The sequence below is a fragment of the Lysinibacillus sp. EB106-09-02-XG168 genome (genome assembly GCF_058791475.1).
Window position 1 is genome coordinate 1221484 of the sequence record NZ_JBYTDN010000003.1, and the last position, 17808, is coordinate 1239291.

Sequence of the window (17808 nt, forward strand, 5' to 3'; positions counted from 1 at the left end):
ACTTGCTTAATGTTTGTTTCTTAATATAACTGTTGTAAGGCAAATGAAAACAAACAAAAACAAATGGAGGTTCCAACTCATGACGATTCAAAAGATGTGGAAGAAAGGGCTAATTGGAGCATTAGCAATTTCAATGTTGGCTGCTTGTTCGGACGGCTCATCTAGTACTAATGAAGTGAACAGTGATTTGTCACTTGAAGAGGTTACGAAAAAAGCAAAAGAAGAAGGCACTGTAAATTCTGTTGGTATGCCAGATACGTGGGCTAACTGGGTGGAGACTTGGGATGAGCTTGGGACTGAATATAGCCTTAAGCACAAGGATTCAGATATGTCGAGTGCTGAAGAGCTAGCAAAGTTTGAGGCAGAAAAGGATGATGCCACTGCTGATATTGGTGACGTTGGAATTGCCTTTGGACCAATTGCCAAGGACAAAGGTTTAACATTACCGTACAAAACATCTTATTGGGATGAAATACCTGATTGGGCAAAGGATGATGAAGGCCATTGGATCGTCGGTTACACGGGAACAATTTCATTTTTAACTGATAAAAACAACGTTAAAAACGCCCCAAAATCTTGGGAGGACATTAAAAACGGAGATTACACTGTCAGCATTGGTGATGCTTTAACAGCGAATCAAGCACAGTTTGCTATTTTAGCAGCTGCTATGGCATTTGGTGGCGATGAATCGAATATCCAACCAGGAATAGACTTTTTTGCAGACTTAGCAAAACAAGGGCGTTTAAAAGGGGATCCAACTGTAGCGAATTTAGAAAAAGGTGAAATGGACGTAGCCATCCTATGGGATTTTAATTCACTTGGCTATCGACACCAAATTGATGAGAAACGTTTTGATGTTGTCATTCCATCAGAAGGATCTGTAACATCAGGCTATGCAACGATCATTAATAAATACGCCAAAAATCCTCATGCAGCAATGCTTGCTCGTGAATATATTTTATCTGATGCAGGGCAAGAAAACTTAGCGAAGGGTTATGCTCGTCCAATTCGCGACAAAGTTCAATTGTCTCAAGATGTTCAAAAACTATTATTACCTGCGGATATGTACAAAAATGCACAGCCAGTAAAAGACCAAAAGAAATGGGAAGAAACAACAAAGCAAATTCCACAACTCTATCAAGAGCAGGTATTAATTCATGGGAAATAAAAAAGTTGTTTTAATTGTCATAGATGCACTTCGCTTTGATACTGCCTGTACTCATATGGGATTTATGCACCATTTAGTTGAACGTAAGATTGCAGCACGATACAAGATTTGTTCAGAAGTCCCGTCTCTATCAAGGCCTTTATATGAAACAATTTTAACGGGGACACCCCCCATTGTACATGGGGTAACGAGCAATATGACTGTACGTTTATCTACGCAAAATAGTCTGTTTCATGTAGCGAAAGACAACGGTTTGTCTACAGCAGCAGCTGCCTATTATTGGGTAAGTGAACTATACAACCGTGCACCATTTGTGCATATGGGGGACAGGCTACAATTAGATACGCAATTACCGATTGAGAATGGCTTGTTCTACTTTGAGGATCACTATCCAGACAGTCATTTATTTGCTGATGCTGCATGGCTAATGGATCAAAAGCAACCAGATTTCTTATATATTCATCCGATGAATGTGGACGATGATGGTCATAAATTTACAGCTGACTCGTCACAATATCGAAATCGTGTTTTAGCGGTGGATGCATTATTATCTCTATTTATTCCAAAATGTCTTGCGCAGGGCTATGAAGTTATTGTGACGGCAGATCATGGGATGACAAGTGATGGTAATCATGGAGGCACAACAGCTGAAGATCGCCATGTCCCAATGTTTGTTATTTCGAATCTCGTTAAAGCAGGCATTAAGGATGAGATTGTCTCACAGTTACAAATTGCTCCGCTGTGTTGTCATTTATTGAATATCGAACCTTCTGATGAAATGGTTCCGCTGTTATTAGAAGGGATGAATTCTTTAAAAAAGGATTAATTATTATTATTTAATCAGGCGTGTAATTGGCTCATCACTAAGGGTTGGGGATAACATTTTAAAACGTATACCATGTATTAGTTGATTGGGGTGGAGGCTGGGCGATTCCTTGGGGTCAGATCACAGCATCACAGATGAGACCCTGGAGCGAGCAAATAGGGGAATGAAGGCTAAAAGCGTCATATCCTGTGATAACGCCTTCGTGACCAACATCCTGCTGTTGCTGTCGCTACGTTAGCACCGCTTTCGCGCAAAAAACATCTGTTGCCTCAAGCGGCTCATCGGACGCCCCCAGGAAGCTTTGATCTGTGCGAAAGCGAAGCGTCAGCAACAAATGTTTTAACTGTGCGAAAGCGAAGCGTCAGCAACAAAGCGCCCAGCCGGAGCGGAAATTAACCACTCGTTATGATGATGAGCCTTCTAATTAATAAAAATGATTATGATTAATCTAAATAGTCGCTATTAAATAAAGAAAGAAGTGATTGTTTTGATTTCGAAGCGGCAAACAGTTGCCTGGCTTTCTCCTTTTCTAGTACTTGTCTTGTTATTTTTCTTAGTACCGTTACTGTATATGCTAATCACAAGCTTTCAAAATAACGATGGTTTTACATTTGCACAATATCGATCGGTACTAACGAATGATTACATTTTACAAGGCTTTCAAAATAGTATTACACTGTCCGTTATTTCGGCAGTCATTGCCTTAATCGTTACTTTATTTGCAGTTTTTGCGATGATGAGATTTTCTGAGCCAGTGCGTGAGAAAATTTTAATACTAACAAATTTAACATCAAATTTTTCAGGTATTCCGTTAGCATTTGCGTTTATCGTATTACTTGGCAATAGCGGGCTTTTCACATTGCTATTTGATAAATGGGGGATCAGCGTATTATCGTCATTTTCTCTTTATAGCTGGGGTGGCTTGCTACTTATTTACATTTACTTCCAGTTGCCGTTAGCATTAATGCTTTTATACCCAATTTATGATGGGATTCAGCAACAATGGAAGGAAGCAGCCGCACTACTTGGCGCTTCTACTTTGCAGTTTTGGGTGAAAATTGGGATCCCTGTTATGCTTCCAGGGATTGTTGGAACATTTAGCGTATTGTTTGCCAATGCAATGGGGGCTTATGCCTCTGCCTACGCACTAACTAGCAGTAATTATAATTTAGTGGCCATTCGTATTGGCTCTCTAATTAAGGGAGATATTTTTGCTCAGCCAGAACTGACAAGTGCAATTGCAGTATTGCTAGCGGTTACGATGGTGACTGCGATGTTATTAAGCGAATGGAGCATCTCAAAAACAAGGAGGAAGATATAGTGAAAAAAAGAGGCTTTGCTGATTTATTTTTCCTCCTGTTAATGGCGTATTTAGTGTTGCCGGTTGTTGCAACAATGTTTTATGCCTTTGCGACGAAATGGAATAAGACCATTTTGCCAGAAGGTTTAACATTTAAATGGCTTGCTACATTATTTCAGGATGCAGAATTTATACAGGCGTTTGGACGTTCTGTTTTATTGTCGAGTGGGGCTGTAGTAGTTGCATTGCTCGTGATCGTACCGGCTATTTTTGTGATCGTGTTGTATTTTCCGAAATACGAAAAATGGATTCAGATGGCTGTTGTGATGGTGTATTCATTTCCAGGAATTATTTTAGCAGTTGGGCTCATTCGTGTTTACAGCAAATTTGGTGTGCCAATGATTCTCGTAGTTTTAGGGGCATATGTTATCGGTATCCTACCATACATTTATCAGGGGACACGCAATAGTTTACGGAATATAGATGCACGGCAGCTTTTAGATGCAGCGCAATTACTGGGAGCATCGAAATTACAGGCATTTACTAAAATATTATTGCCTACAGTATACCCAGGCTTATTTGCAGGTGCATTATTATCGTTTTCCGTACTTTTTGGAGAATTTGTACTGATTAATATTGTTGTCGGTTCTCGCTTTGAAACGGTGCAAATTTATTTAATGAAGAAGCTTAGTGTAAGTGGACATATTGCTAGTGCGGTTGTCTTTATTTATATCGTTCTTATGGGCTTATTAACGTTCGCTATTGCAACATTAACGAAACGATCGAAAGGTGCTACAAATCTATGAGTTATATTGTGATTGAAGGACTTCATAAAAAATATGGATCAACGACTGTTTTATCAAATATAGATATGAAGATTGATAAAGGTGAATTTATAACTCTTTTAGGTCCAAGTGGCTGTGGTAAGAGTACCATTTTACGAATTTTAGCGGGCTTAACAGATGCATCAGCCGGAAAAATTATCATTGAAGGTAAGGATATGATTGGTGTTCAACCAAAGGATCGTCAAGTGGGTATGGTGTTTCAATCATATGCACTATTCCCGAATATGACGGTGAAAGAAAATGTAGCCTTTGGTTTACGTATGCAAAAAGTAAATACTGCAGAAGTTGATCAACGTGTTCAAGAAATGCTTGTGATTGTGCATTTAAGTGAAAAAGCTAACGCATATCCAAAAGAATTATCTGGCGGTCAACAGCAACGTGTTGCCCTTGCTCGAGCTTTAATTGTACGTCCGAAGGTATTGTTGTTAGATGAGCCTCTCAGTGCGCTAGATGCCCAAATACGTCAGAAGCTTCAAGCAGACTTACGAGCTATCCAGCAAAAGCTTGGCATTACGATGATTTTAGTTACGCATGACCAAGAGGAAGCAATGGCTGTATCTGACAGAATATTTGTGATGAATAATGGAATGATTGCACAAAGCGGAACACCTACTGCCATTTATACATGCCCAGAAAGTGAGTTTATCGCTAATTTTATCGGACATTACAATGTCTTTACACGTCAAGCGCTTGAGACAATGATTGGCGAGACATTGCCTAAAGAATACTCAAAATATGCAATTCGACCGGAAGCTATACATCTTGAACTAAGACAGGGGGATGTTTGTATAAGTGGAGAGGCGAAACAATCATTAATGAGTGGCAATGTTATTCGGACAACATTCGAGGGAGAATGTCCCTTTACGATGGAGCAGCTACACCAACGAGGGCAGTCGTTTGAACTGGGGAAAAATTATGTGTGTTATGTGGCGAGAGAAGATGTGATTGCATTATCATGACATATGCAAAAATAGAACGTTTTGAATTCATTTTAAAACAGTTAGAGATTGACGGGAAAATTATTGTTGCCAATATTGCCGAAGAATTACAAGTGGCACCAGAAACGATTCGTCGTGATTTTGATGAATTAGCGCAACAGCATTTATTAACAAGAGTACACGGAGGAGCAGTGAAGTATACGAATGTTAGAAATGAACCAGCATTTTTGCGTAAGCTTCAAATGCAAAAAGAGGTAAAACGCAATATTGCTCGATTAGCAGCTAGTCGTATCTGTGATGGGGATACAATTGCAGTTGATACAGGTACAACAACGGTGCATATTGCAGATTTTTTATTGGCAGTCAATGATATAACGGTCGTAACCAACTCCATTGCTGCGGCTGTGCAATTTAATTTGGCTATAGAAGAGCGGAGAATGACGGGAAAGGTCATATTACTTGGAGGAACGACCAATCCAAGGCAATCCTCAGTAGCGGGAGCTATGACTTTGGAATTATTAGGGAATATGAACTTTGATAAAGCCTTTATATCTTGTGGTGGTATTAGTGAAGGCACCGTATACGATTACGATTTGGATGAATCATTAATTTCTAAAAAAATGCTTAATCATAGTAAGATGAGCTTTTTACTAGCGGATGCAACAAAAATAAATGGGAAGTCCTTTTATCAAATTTGTCACATAGAGGAGAGCTCCGAAATTTTTTGTGATATACCTTGCCCATTGGAGTGGCAAATATATGAGGAAAAGTGGACGGTATGTAATGGAGGGAAAAGCGAATGATTGATTATCATGTACATTTAGAGGAAGGCCCATATTCATTTCGTTGGCTGGAGCGTACTTCTCAAGCTATTAGTTTTTTTTATGAAGGTGAAGGATCAGCGAAAGGTTCTAAAGCATGGATAGAGTGGCAAATACAGCAGTTATCACAGCGATTACAAAGTGGCTGTTATAGTGAGGAATGGTTAGATTTATACCTACAACAAGCTATTCAACTCGGTTTGCATGAAGTTGGAATTGTCGACCATCTCTATCGTTTCAAGGAGACGCGAGCATATTTTGAGCGTTATATGCAGTTAGATGACAATGAAGTTGGTAGAGCTCAGCGTTACTGGCTTGAAAGCGTGATGACAGAAAGCATGGATGATTTTGTGTCAGCTATTAATCGAGCAAAGGAAAAGTGGAGTCTGCATGGTATTTCCTTAAAGCTAGGCATCGAGGCGGATTATTTTGTCGGAGGTGAGGAGGAATTAGCAACATTACTGGAGGGGTATCCGTGGGATTACGTTATCGGATCCGTCCATTTTGTAGATGGTTGGGGCTTTGATAACCCTCAAACACAATACATATTTGAGGACATGGATGCTGCTACATTACAGCAGAACTATGAGCGTTTCTTTGTTACAGTCGAAAAAATGATTCACTCAAGTATGTTTGATTTTGTAGCACACTTGGATAACTTTAAAGTATTTAATTATCAAGTGGAGGACGCTGTTTTTCTCGATTCTTGGTATGAACGTATAGCCAAAGCCCTCGTTACAACAAATACTGCCACTGAATTGAATGCGGGCCTGTATTATCGTTATCCAGTAAAAGAGATATGCCCTGGCCCTCGCTTCCTTCAAATATTAATGGAACAGGGAGTAGCCTTTACAGTTTCCTCAGATGCGCATTTCCCAGACGACTTAGGTAAATTTACATTTGCCAATGCAGATATGCTTAAGAGCTTCGGTGTTCAATCGATTGTTGGCTTTGAACAGCGTGTGAAAAAGTTAATTGACATATAGCATTCAGTAGTTCTTAAGTGTAGAGGCACTGAAACAAAAATGAGTTTTCTTATTTAGTAGGAGATTTATTTTTGTTTCAGTGTTTTTCAACTACTTTAAGAAAATTTACAGACTCGCAGTATTAAGTACAGGGCAGACCGCATATAAAAATGAATAAATTCATTTTTATCATGAGAGGCGAGTAAAATTGTCAAAAACAGATGATCAACCCTTTTTACCAGTTATTATACAATCAGGGCAATATGCATATGGGGTAGCCCGCTCTTTTTATGAGGCGTATCGTATGAAAAGTCTTGTATTAGAGCCATCTATGAAAACAAAAGATATTCGAACGCTCCTGCTAGGTGAGGCGCTAGGAATAGCGACACAAAATAGTGGTATCCTGGATTTTCAATATGTGGACCGTTTAGATGAAGCAGATTTTTTTGTACAAGCTTTAATAGAAGTAGCGATGCAGTTCAAACATAAAAAATTAATCCTTCTTGTATGTGATTGTTATTATGCGGAGCTTATCATTATTAATAAAAAGACACTACAACATTATTTTATTTTGCCTTATATTGATGAGGATGTAATGAAGCGGGTTCAAACAAAGGAAGAATTTTATAAGCAATGTGATTTATACAATTTAAAATATCCCAAAACGTTCGTATTGACAAAGGAACATCGTGTAACAAGCGAATTACCCTTCGATTATCCGATAATAATCAAGCCATCGAATTTCGTTGAATATTCGCGTTGTTCCTTCCCTGAGAAGAAAAAAGTATTTCTTGTCAAAAATGAAGAAGAGAAGCAGCATATTATTAAAAGTATTTATCGCTCTTCCTATAAGGATGCTTTAATTCTTCAAGAGTTTATTCCAGGTGATGATTCTTATATTCGAGTGTTAGACGTTTACGTAGGGAAGGACAAGAAGGTTAAATTAATGTGTTTAGGGAACAAGCTCCTTGAAGATCCATCACCACAAAATATTGGAATCTCCTTGGCGATTATGACAGATTTCGATAAACAGCTTATGGACAACTTGCGCTATTTTTTGGAGGGCATTGGCTATAGTGGTTTTGCAAATTTTGATATGAAACTAGATGTTCGTGACGGGAAATTTAAAATATTTGAAATGAACTTACGATCGGGTGCCTCAAGCTATTACGTGACAGCAAGTGGTCATAATTTAATGCAATGTGTTGCTAATGATTATGTATTTAATGTGCATCAAGAGCTAACGTATGTACAGACGAGGCATTTGTGGTCACTCATTCCAAAAAGGTTGTTATTCAAAGGCTTGAAAAATGAAAAATTAAAAATACAAGCTAAGCAATTAATAAAACAGGACAAGTATTCGAATGCTCTATATTTTAGAGAGGATATGAACGTAAAGCGTTGGGTAAAGCTTAAACTCTATAATTTTTATTTAAATTTAAAATATAAAAAGTACTACAAATAAGGTCAAGATAAGGACCGAACAATTTTAATGTGGATTCCTATTATTTTAGAGTTCTAAAAGAAGCAAAGCGGTGAGGGGAAATTCAGCAAACTACGTGTAATTAAGTCTAAACCGCGACATTTAGTACACAAGCCTTGTAGGATGTTGCAATTATTCAGTATAATAGTAAAACGGGATTTCAAATGTATGGAATTCGTTTGAAAGGAGTTACCTGATTGCAATGAATGAAGAACAACGCTTAGCTAATCAACAAGTCAATCAACCAAAAAAAGAAGACAAGCCTGAAAAGGATTATAGTAAATATTTTGAAACGGTCTTTACGGCACCTTCATTAAAAGATGCTAAAAAACGTGGGAAAGAAGATGTTAAGTACCATAAAGACTTTAACATTGCAGAAGAATTTGCAGGTATGGGGACAGGGCGTACTTTTTATATTCGTACGTATGGCTGTCAAATGAATGAGCACGATACAGAAGTTATGGCTGGGATTTTTATGCAGCTAGGATATACGCCTACAGATATTATTGATGAAGCTGACGTCGTATTACTGAATACTTGTGCCATCCGGGAAAATGCAGAAAATAAAGTATTTGGAGAACTTGGCTTTCTGTTAAAATATAAACGTAAAAATCCAGAAATGTTGATCGGGGTTTGTGGCTGTATGTCACAAGAAGAATCCGTTGTCAATAAAATTTTAAGAAGTTATCCGCATGTCGATATGGTGTTTGGTACACATAATATTCACCGTTTACCGAACATTTTAAAAGAAGCATATATGTCTAAGGAAATGGTCATTGAGGTTTGGTCTAAAGAAGGCGATGTTATTGAAAATCTGCCGAAAAACCGTCTTGGCTCCATCAAAGCTTGGGTAAATATAATGTACGGTTGTGATAAATTCTGTACGTATTGTATTGTACCTTATACACGTGGTAAGGAACGTAGTCGCCGTCCAGAAGAAATCATTGCTGAAGTTCGTGAACTAGCAGCTGCGGGTTATAAAGAAATTATGCTTTTAGGACAAAATGTCAACGCTTACGGTAAGGATTTTGAGGATATTGAATATCGACTTGGTGATTTGATGGATGAATTACGAAAAATCGATATCCCACGTATTCGATTTACAACGAGTCATCCACGTGACTTCGATGATCATTTAATTGAAGTACTTGCTAAACGTGGTAACTTAGTTGAACACATTCACTTACCAGTACAATCTGGTTCAAATGATGTGCTAAAAATTATGGCGCGTAAATATACACGTGAGCATTTCCTTGGATTAGTAGCGAAAATTAAAGCGGCTATTCCGGAAGTAACACTAACGACTGATATTATCGTAGGTTATCCTAACGAAACTGAAGAACAATTTGAGGAGACATTATCCTTGTATCGCGAAGTAGGTTTTGAAATGGCCTTTACTTATATTTATTCTCCTCGTGAGGGTACACCTGCTGCCAAAATGGTGGATAATGTACCTGAAGAAGTGAAAAAAGAACGTCTTCACCGATTAAATGCGGTTGTAGGGGAATACTCTCGCAAAGCATTAGAGAGCTTGAAGGGTGAAATAGTAGAAGTATTAGTCGAAGGAACGAGTAAGAAACGTGATGATGTGTTAGCTGGCTACACGCGTAAAAACCGTCTTGTAAACTTTAAAGCCCCAGCAGATCTAATTGGTCAATTAGTGAAAGTAAAAATAGTTGAAGCTACTTCATATTCACTAAGTGGTGAATTTGTAGAAGTAGTAAAAAATGAAAAGGTGGAAGCGTAAATGACACAAGTATTATATACAAAAGAAGATTTAATCAAGAAATCACATGAAATTGCGCATATGATTGCCAATACGCCAGAAGTTGAATTTTTCAAAAAGGCAGAAGCACAAATTAATGAAAACCAACAAGTACGTGAGCGTATTGCAAGTTTAAAAAGCCTACAAAAGCAAGCTGTTAACTTCCAACACTTAGGAAAAGAAAAAGCGCTTAAATTAATTGAAGATAAAATCGAAAAAATCGAAGAAGAAATCAACGCAATCCCAGTAGTTCAACAATTTAAAGAATCTCAAGGGGATGTAAATGATTTATTACAACTTGTGTCAAATACAATTGCAAACAATGTTACAAATGAGATTGTTCGTTCAACGGGTGGGAATTTACTTCGTGGAGAAACTGGCTCATACGTAGAAAATACAACGCCAGGCAGCTGCTCATAAAAATAATAGAAGAAATAGCTCGAATGAATGCTTTCATTCGAGCTTTACTATTGTTAAAAAATTATTGTGTCAATGAAATGAAGATGCCTGTCGCTCTTCGATTTATAATCGTAAATTAAAGTGTCATGCCAGAAGAGACATACAATATTTAATTAGCGGCAATTACGGCAAAGCTTCAATATTCATAGATATTAGCGTGTTTCTGACAACATACTATGAAAAATGAATTTAATCCTTAATTCGATTCTATAAAAATATATGTTCACCCAATAGGCGCTACCTGCATATGATGGAGTGAAAAGAGTCGAAGGAGGAATTGCGCTGAAACGTTTACGACAAATCGTGACGAGAGCAGTAGTTGCCAAGGGGAAGAAGAGAACAGAAGAACGTGTAACATTATGTCCATCAAATAAGCCGACAAGTATTCTCGGTTGCTGGGTTATTAATCATACTTGCTCCGCGAAAAAAGTCGGTAAATTTGTAGAAGTATCAGGGAAGTTTGATGTCAATGTATGGTATGCCTATAGTAATCATTCGAAAACAGCAGTGTTTTCTGAAACGGTGCACTATAAAGACAAAGTGAAGCTTTCATTTAGAGAAGGCGAAGTAAGTGTTGGTGATGATGTACGTGTACGTGTCATTCAAGAGCCAAACTGCATAGAGGCAATCATTTCTCCATGCGGTACGAAATTTGAAATCTTAGTAGAACGTGAAGTTGTTGTAGAGGTAATGGGGGAAACGACGATTTGTATTAGTGTACATCCACTAGATTTCGAAGAGGAATGGAACTTTAATGATGAGAGCTCATCCTCTTCTTCATCTAGCTCAAGCTCCTCTTCTTCGTCTAGCTCTAGTGGAGAAGGCAGGTATGTTTTAGAGTCTTCATCGTTTCCTGATGAACGACAAAGATAATAGTAAAGACCATATTTCTTTTATACATGCGAAGCGCTAGCATCTTAAAAAAAGGTGATTGAAGCGTTTCGCATGTATCTTTTGTTATAATAAAAATATCTATATGGTTAGAGCGAGGGAATTTTTAAAATGACAACATATACACCAATGATGCAACAGTATTTGCAAGTAAAGGAAGATTACAAGGATGCCTTTTTATTTTTCAGATTAGGCGATTTTTACGAGATGTTTTTTGAGGATGCTATTAATGCCTCACAACTTTTAGAAATTACATTAACGAGCCGAGATGCTGGTGCAAAAGAGCGAATTCCAATGTGTGGTGTTCCACATCATTCGGCAAAAAATTATATTGAAACACTTGTGCAAAAGGGCTATAAGGTTGCAGTTTGTGAGCAAACAGAAGATCCGAAGCAAGCAAAAGGTGTAGTGAAGCGTGAAGTCGTACAACTTATTACACCGGGTACGATCATGGAAGGTAAGTCGCTCGACGGTAAATCCAATCATTTTATTGGTGCTGCGGAGCAATTTGATGATACGACATTTGGCTACGCTTATTTAGACTTATCTACAGGTGAAGCAGTAGCCTCCTCGATTGAGGGCGACGGTAAAGCGCTTTTAATGCAAATGCAGGCATACGGTATTCGTGAATTAATTGTCACGGAAAATTTGCAACTGCTATTAGCAGAGCATGCAGTCAATGTCGGTATCGTCCTTTCTATTGAAACAGATGAAATGTCGTTGGCTAAAGCTGCACATTATGTAGAAGCGGTGCCGAATGATTTACAAATTGCCTGCCTTCGTTTACTTCATTATATCGATAAAACACAAATGCGTTCATTATCACATATTCAAGCATTTACGTATAATGAAATGAAAAATTATTTACGTATTGACTCTAGCTCTAAGCGTAATTTAGAGCTTATTCAATCTATTCGCGGCGGCGATCAAAAGGGCACGCTTTTATGGTTGTTGGATGACACCGTGACTGCAATGGGCGGACGAAAATTAAAGCAATGGTTACACCAACCTCTTGCTTCACGTTCTGCCATTAAAGCGAGACTAGCGAATGTCACGGATTTGTTGGAGGAGTATTTTGTAAGAACAGAGCTTCAAGCCTCTTTAAAACAAGTATACGATTTAGAGCGTTTAGCTGGACGAGTAGCTTTTGGTAATGTAGGTGGACGTGATTTAGCGCAGTTACGTGATTCATTGCGTCAAGTACCTGTAATTCAGCAACAATTACGTGGTGCTAATAAGGAAACATTGCAAAAGCTAGGTGCAGCACTTGATACGTGTGAGGATGTAGAGGCACTTTTAGCTCGTGCAATTACGGACAACCCACCAATTACGATAAAAGAGGGTGACGTCATTCGCGATGGCTATAATGAGCGTTTAGACGAGCTACGCTATGCCTCACGGAATGGGAAAGATTGGATTGCGCAGCTGGAGCAAGAGGAACGGTCGAAAACAGGCATTAAAAACTTAAAAATTGGCTACAATCGAATTTTCGGTTATTATATTGAAATTACGAAATCTAATATCCATTTAGCTGATTTAACTCGCTATGAACGTAAGCAAACTTTGGCAAATGCTGAACGTTATATTACGCAAGAGCTTAAGGAAAAAGAAGCATTAATTTTAAATGCAGAGGAAGAAAGTTTAACGTTAGAATATAATTTGTTTGTGGAAATACGTGATGAATTAAAGGCGTTTATTCCACGTGTACAAGCATTAGCGGCAAGTATTAGTGAGCTGGATGTGCTAGTAAGTTTTGCGAGTGTTTCAGAGAAATATCGTTTCACGAAGCCTGAGTTTCATGAAGGGCGTTCGCTAGAAATTATTGAAGGGCGCCATCCAGTTGTTGAGAAAATGCTCAATAAGCAAATGTATGTGCCAAACGATTGTATTCTTGAGGATAATAACAATATGATGCTGATTACAGGTCCGAATATGTCCGGTAAAAGTACGTATATGCGTCAAGTTGCACTAATTGTTGTGATGGCACAAATGGGCTGTTATGTGCCTGCTGAAAAAGCTAGATTACCAATTACAGATCAGATTTTTACACGCATCGGTGCAGCAGATGATTTAGCAGCGGGACAATCAACCTTCATGGTGGAGATGTTAGAATCTCAGCACGCGATTACGCATGCTACAAAAAATAGTTTAATGCTGTTTGATGAAATTGGTCGCGGGACATCTACTTATGATGGCATGAGTCTTGCACAATCCATGATGGAATACATCCATGATAAAATTGGAGCAAACACACTATTCTCGACTCACTATCATGAATTAACGGCTCTTGAAAAGGAACTTCCTCGACTGCAAAATGTACATGTATCTGCTACTGAAAAAAATGGCACAGTTGTCTTTTTGCATAAGGTGAAAAAGGGAGCTGCCGATAAATCTTACGGGATTCATGTAGCACAGCTTGCTCAATTACCAGAGGAAATTTTAACAAGAGCACAAGTACTGCTTGAAAACTTCGAGGCGGGACGCGAGACAGGAAACGCAGCCGAAAAAGAAGTAGCCGTGGTACAGGAAGTTGAAGAAAAGCCAATGCAAATGTCCCTATTTACAGAAGAAGAACCAATTTCTCCTGCAGAATCTGAGGTGCTTAAAAACCTAGAAAAAGTAAATATTCTAGGCACTTCACCAATGCAAGCGATGAATATTTTATATGAATTACAGCAACAACTAATAAATGCAAAAAAGTAAAGGAGTGATGCGCTATGGGAAAAATACAAATTATGGACGAGTGGCTGTCCAATAAAATCGCGGCAGGGGAAGTAGTAGAAAGACCGGCCTCTGTAGTTAAAGAGCTTGTTGAAAATGCCATTGATGCAGGAAGTACGTCCATTGATGTTTTTTTACTAGAAGCGGGCCTCACTTCAATTCAGGTCATTGATAATGGAAGTGGTATGGATGAAGAGGATGCATTAATATCATTCTCTCGCCATGCGACAAGTAAAATTCATCAGGAACATGATTTATTTCGAATTCGTACACTTGGCTTCCGTGGCGAGGCATTAGCTTCCATTGCATCAGTGTCAAAAATGACACTGATTACATCCAATGGTGAATCAGGAACGTATTTAGAGCTTGAGGGTGGACATATCGCCACACATAAACCTGGCCCTTTGCGTAAGGGAACAGATCTTACAATAGCACAGCTATTTTTCAATACACCAGCTCGATTAAAATATATGAAAACGATACAGACCGAGCTTGGGCATACAATTGATCTAATGAACCGCCTTGCACTCGGAAATCCACAAATTGCGTTTAGATTGCTGCATAACGGCCAGCAATTGTTACAAACAAATGGACGCGGGGATGTTCAGCAAGTATTAGCGGCCATTTACGGTGTACATAATGCTAAAAAAATGGTGGCATTCAGTGGAGAATCACAGGATTATAAAATTTCTGGTTTTGTATCATTACCTGAGGTGACTCGTGCCTCGAAAAACTATATGTCGTTATTTGTGAATGGTCGCTGGGTGAAACATTATTTAATACAAAAAGCGATTGTAGATGCTTATCATACGTATTTGCCCATTGAACGTTTTCCGATTGTAGCGCTCTTTGTAGAGGGAGATCCTTATTTAACAGATGTCAATGTTCATCCTGCCAAGCATCAAATACGATTAAGTAAGGAGCCTGAGCTTCTTAAGTTAATTGAGGAAACGATACGAGAGAAAATCCGCCATGTTATTCGAGTACCGCAAATGGAAAAGAAGGAGAAAGTGGCGAAGTCTGAGACGGAGCAGTTAAATATTTGGAAACCTGCACCGAAGCTTAATGTGGAGAAAATGAATGCTATTGTAGAGAAACTTTATGATGTACAAACTGTTCAGGAATCCAACACATTAGATCCTATAGTGCCCCAATCTGAAACCGTTCCTACTGCCATTGATGATAGTTGGCAACCGACACCAGTGATGGAAGTGAATCGTCCTGAAGAAGAAGTGACGCTAGAAGAGCCAATGGAAGTTTTGGAGGATGAGCCTAAGAAAGAACCGTTCCCCGCACTTGAAGTAGTAGGGCAAATTCACGGTACGTATATTGTTGCGCAAATGGAGGATGGCTTTTATTTAATTGATCAGCATGCAGCACAGGAGCGCATAAAATATGAATTTTTCCGTGAAAAAGTCGGTCAGGTAAACCCAAATGAGCGTCAGGCTTTATTGCTGCCATTGACTTTCCATTATGCTGCTGACGAGGCTCTTATTTTAAGAGAAAATCGACAGGAGTTAGAAGCTGTAGGCGTATTTTTAGAGGAATTTGGGCAGGCTTCGTTTGTCGTGAGAGAGCATCCAAGCTGGTTCCCTAAAGGGGAAGAACAGGAAATTATTGAGGACTTAATCGAACAAGTGCTGACAACTAAAAAAGCGGACGTCAAAAAATTACGTGAGGCTGCAGCGATTATGATGAGCTGTAAAAAGTCGATAAAGGCCAATTATTATTTAACGAAAGAGCAAATGGAAGTATTATTGCGAGATTTACGCAATGCCGACAATCCATTTACATGCCCGCACGGACGTCCAGTACTTATTCATTTTACTTCTTATGAAGTGGAAAAAATGTTTAAACGGGTAATGTAATTGAAGTGGAATTAGAATTTCTATACTTAACGTTATTGTTAGTTATACAAGATGGCTTACTTAGTAGAAGTTGCATGTATTTTCAATTTATAGCAAATGGGGGAGAAAGGTATGTTTTCATTTGAGCATCGTCCTAAAATTATGCATTTTTTAGAACAATATAGCTTTGACGTTTTAGTCATTGGTGGCGGCATTACTGGTGCTGGCATAGCACTTGATGCAGCATCGAGGGGGTTATCAGTCGCTTTGATTGAGAAGCAGGATTTTTCTGCTGGAACATCAAGCCGTTCAACAAAGCTTATTCATGGTGGACTTCGTTATTTAAAGCAACTTGATATAGGTGTTGTAGCGGAGGTTGGGCGTGAGCGTGAAATTGTATATGACAATGCTGTTCACGTTACAACGCCTGAAAAAATGCTACTACCATTATATAAAAAGGGCTCACTTGGACCATTATCAACATCATTGGCATTGAAGGTCTATGATCGTTTAGCAGGTGTTAAAAAGCATGAGCGTAGAACGATGTTAAACGCTCAGGAAACGGCAGCGCTAGAGCCTTTACTCAATCAAGATGAGCTTATTGGTGGTGGCTATTACGTTGAATATCGTACAGATGATGCCCGTCTAACAATTGAAGTGTTGAAAAAAGCTGTGGAATATGGGGCACTTTGTTTAAATTACGCGGAAATGACAGGGTTTTTATATGAGAAGAAAAAGCTTGTTGGGGCACAAGTTACAGATCATGTTACAGGGAAAACAATCGAGGTGCATGCTGCGCAAATCGTCAATGCAACTGGACCTTGGGTAGATGAAGTCCGCCAAAAAGATAAAGTAGTAGACAAAAAGCAATTACGTCTCACAAAAGGGGTCCATATTGTCCTTGATCAAAAAGATTTTCCATTACAGCAAGCTGTGTACTTTGATATAGTGGATGGGCGTATGGCCTTTGCAATTCCACGTGATGGTAAAACGTATGTTGGGACAACAGATACAGTTTACGAGGGAGACCCTACACATCCGGTCGCTACTCAAGAGGACGTTGATTATTTAATTGTAGCTGCAAAAACAGTCTTTCCAACTGCAAATATTTCAAGAGATACGGTTGAATCATCGTGGGCAGGTGTGCGTCCACTTATTTATGAAAAAGGCAAGGATCCATCCGAAATTTCACGCAAAGATGAGATATGGACGGCTCCAAGTGGGCTAATAACAATTGCTGGTGGTAAACTAACTGGCTACCGTCAAATGGCAGAAACAATCGTTGATAAAATTGTGAAGATTCATAAATATAAGCACGCAAGTCCATGTGTAACACGTGAGTTATCACTTTCCGGTGCAAAGGGCATTAATGCCATTAATTTCCCTGATTATAGTTCTTATAAAGCTAAAGAGGGCGTTCAGTATGGTCTTAATTATGATGAAGCAAAACAGCTTGTACAAAAATATGGGACAAATGTTGACGCATTATATAACCAGGTGAAATATTTACATGAGCACGGAAGTACGATGCCTTTAGTTTTACATGCTATGTTACTTTATGGCATAGAAGCGGAAATGGTGTATACGCCAAGTGATTTCTTTATTCGTCGAACAGGCTTATTATACTTCGATATTGATGCAGTAAAACGTTATAAACAGCAGGTCATTCAAGTTATGCAACAACATTTTCACTATACAGAGTCCCAAAGAAATACTTATGTAGCTCAACTTGAACAAGCTATTTTAGATGCAACAAATTTTGCAGAGGAAGGAGTGTAG

Annotated in this window: 14 protein-coding genes; all 14 read left to right on the forward strand. The window is 38.7% G+C overall.

The genetic code is table 11. From position 1 onward, the window contains the following. Positions 1-79 precede the first annotated feature (79 nt). The 14 genes from AC3WSO_RS06640 to AC3WSO_RS06705 all read left to right on the forward strand — a co-directional run bounded on the left by AC3WSO_RS06640 (position 80) and on the right by AC3WSO_RS06705 (position 17808). Positions 80-1168, forward strand: coding sequence for an ABC transporter substrate-binding protein (locus AC3WSO_RS06640; protein ID WP_492529729.1), 1089 nt, complete (start codon positions 80-82; stop codon positions 1166-1168). Continuing rightward, the gene (locus AC3WSO_RS06645; RefSeq protein ID WP_492529731.1) at positions 1158-1994 is read left to right on the forward strand and encodes an alkaline phosphatase family protein; all 837 of its coding nucleotides are present in this window, start codon (positions 1158-1160) and stop codon (positions 1992-1994) included. Before AC3WSO_RS06640 ends, AC3WSO_RS06645 begins: the two co-directional genes overlap by 11 nt. A gap of 478 nt (positions 1995-2472) precedes the next feature. Next, entirely contained in the window at positions 2473-3315 is an 843-nt protein-coding gene (locus AC3WSO_RS06650) for an ABC transporter permease (RefSeq protein ID WP_492529733.1), read from the forward strand. Beyond that, positions 3315-4100 (forward strand): ABC transporter permease, encoded by a 786-nt coding sequence (locus AC3WSO_RS06655; RefSeq protein ID WP_492529735.1) that lies wholly within the window; start codon positions 3315-3317, stop codon positions 4098-4100. The genes AC3WSO_RS06650 and AC3WSO_RS06655 overlap by 1 nt, the downstream gene beginning before the upstream one ends. After that, positions 4097-5098, forward strand: coding sequence for an ABC transporter ATP-binding protein (locus tag AC3WSO_RS06660; protein ID WP_492529737.1), 1002 nt, complete (start codon positions 4097-4099; stop codon positions 5096-5098). The genes AC3WSO_RS06655 and AC3WSO_RS06660 overlap by 4 nt, the downstream gene beginning before the upstream one ends. Continuing rightward, positions 5095-5880 (forward strand): DeoR/GlpR family DNA-binding transcription regulator, encoded by a 786-nt coding sequence (locus AC3WSO_RS06665; RefSeq protein ID WP_492529739.1) that lies wholly within the window; start codon positions 5095-5097, stop codon positions 5878-5880. The genes AC3WSO_RS06660 and AC3WSO_RS06665 overlap by 4 nt, the downstream gene beginning before the upstream one ends. Beyond that, complete coding sequence (locus AC3WSO_RS06670; protein ID WP_492529741.1) at positions 5877-6884, forward strand: histidinol phosphate phosphatase domain-containing protein; 1008 nt, start codon at positions 5877-5879, stop codon at positions 6882-6884. Before AC3WSO_RS06665 ends, AC3WSO_RS06670 begins: the two co-directional genes overlap by 4 nt. 187 nt (positions 6885-7071) lie before the next feature. After that, positions 7072-8328 carry a carboxylate--amine ligase gene (locus AC3WSO_RS06675; RefSeq protein ID WP_492529743.1) on the forward strand — a complete coding sequence of 419 codons (1257 nt, stop codon included), beginning with the start codon at positions 7072-7074 and terminating at the stop codon, positions 8326-8328. Between the two features lie 220 nt (positions 8329-8548). Beyond that, positions 8549-10093: a tRNA (N6-isopentenyl adenosine(37)-C2)-methylthiotransferase MiaB gene (gene miaB / locus AC3WSO_RS06680; protein WP_492529745.1), complete on the forward strand. Its 1545-nt coding sequence runs from the start codon at positions 8549-8551 to the stop codon at positions 10091-10093. Further along, on the forward strand, positions 10094-10531 hold the full coding sequence (locus AC3WSO_RS06685) for a YlbF/YmcA family competence regulator (protein ID WP_492529747.1): 438 nt from the start codon (positions 10094-10096) through the stop codon (positions 10529-10531). 294 nt (positions 10532-10825) lie between these two features. After that, positions 10826-11443: an outer spore coat protein CotE gene (gene cotE, locus AC3WSO_RS06690; protein WP_492529749.1), complete on the forward strand. Its 618-nt coding sequence runs from the start codon at positions 10826-10828 to the stop codon at positions 11441-11443. 129 nt (positions 11444-11572) lie between these two features. Next, positions 11573-14164, forward strand: a complete 2592-nt coding sequence (gene mutS / locus AC3WSO_RS06695) for a DNA mismatch repair protein MutS (RefSeq protein WP_492529751.1) — start codon at positions 11573-11575, stop codon at positions 14162-14164. Positions 14165-14178: 14 nt separating this feature from the next. Further along, positions 14179-16050 (forward strand): DNA mismatch repair endonuclease MutL, encoded by a 1872-nt coding sequence (mutL, locus tag AC3WSO_RS06700; protein ID WP_492529753.1) that lies wholly within the window; start codon positions 14179-14181, stop codon positions 16048-16050. Between the two features lie 111 nt (positions 16051-16161). Continuing rightward, positions 16162-17808 (forward strand): glycerol-3-phosphate dehydrogenase/oxidase, encoded by a 1647-nt coding sequence (locus AC3WSO_RS06705; protein WP_492529755.1) that lies wholly within the window; start codon positions 16162-16164, stop codon positions 17806-17808.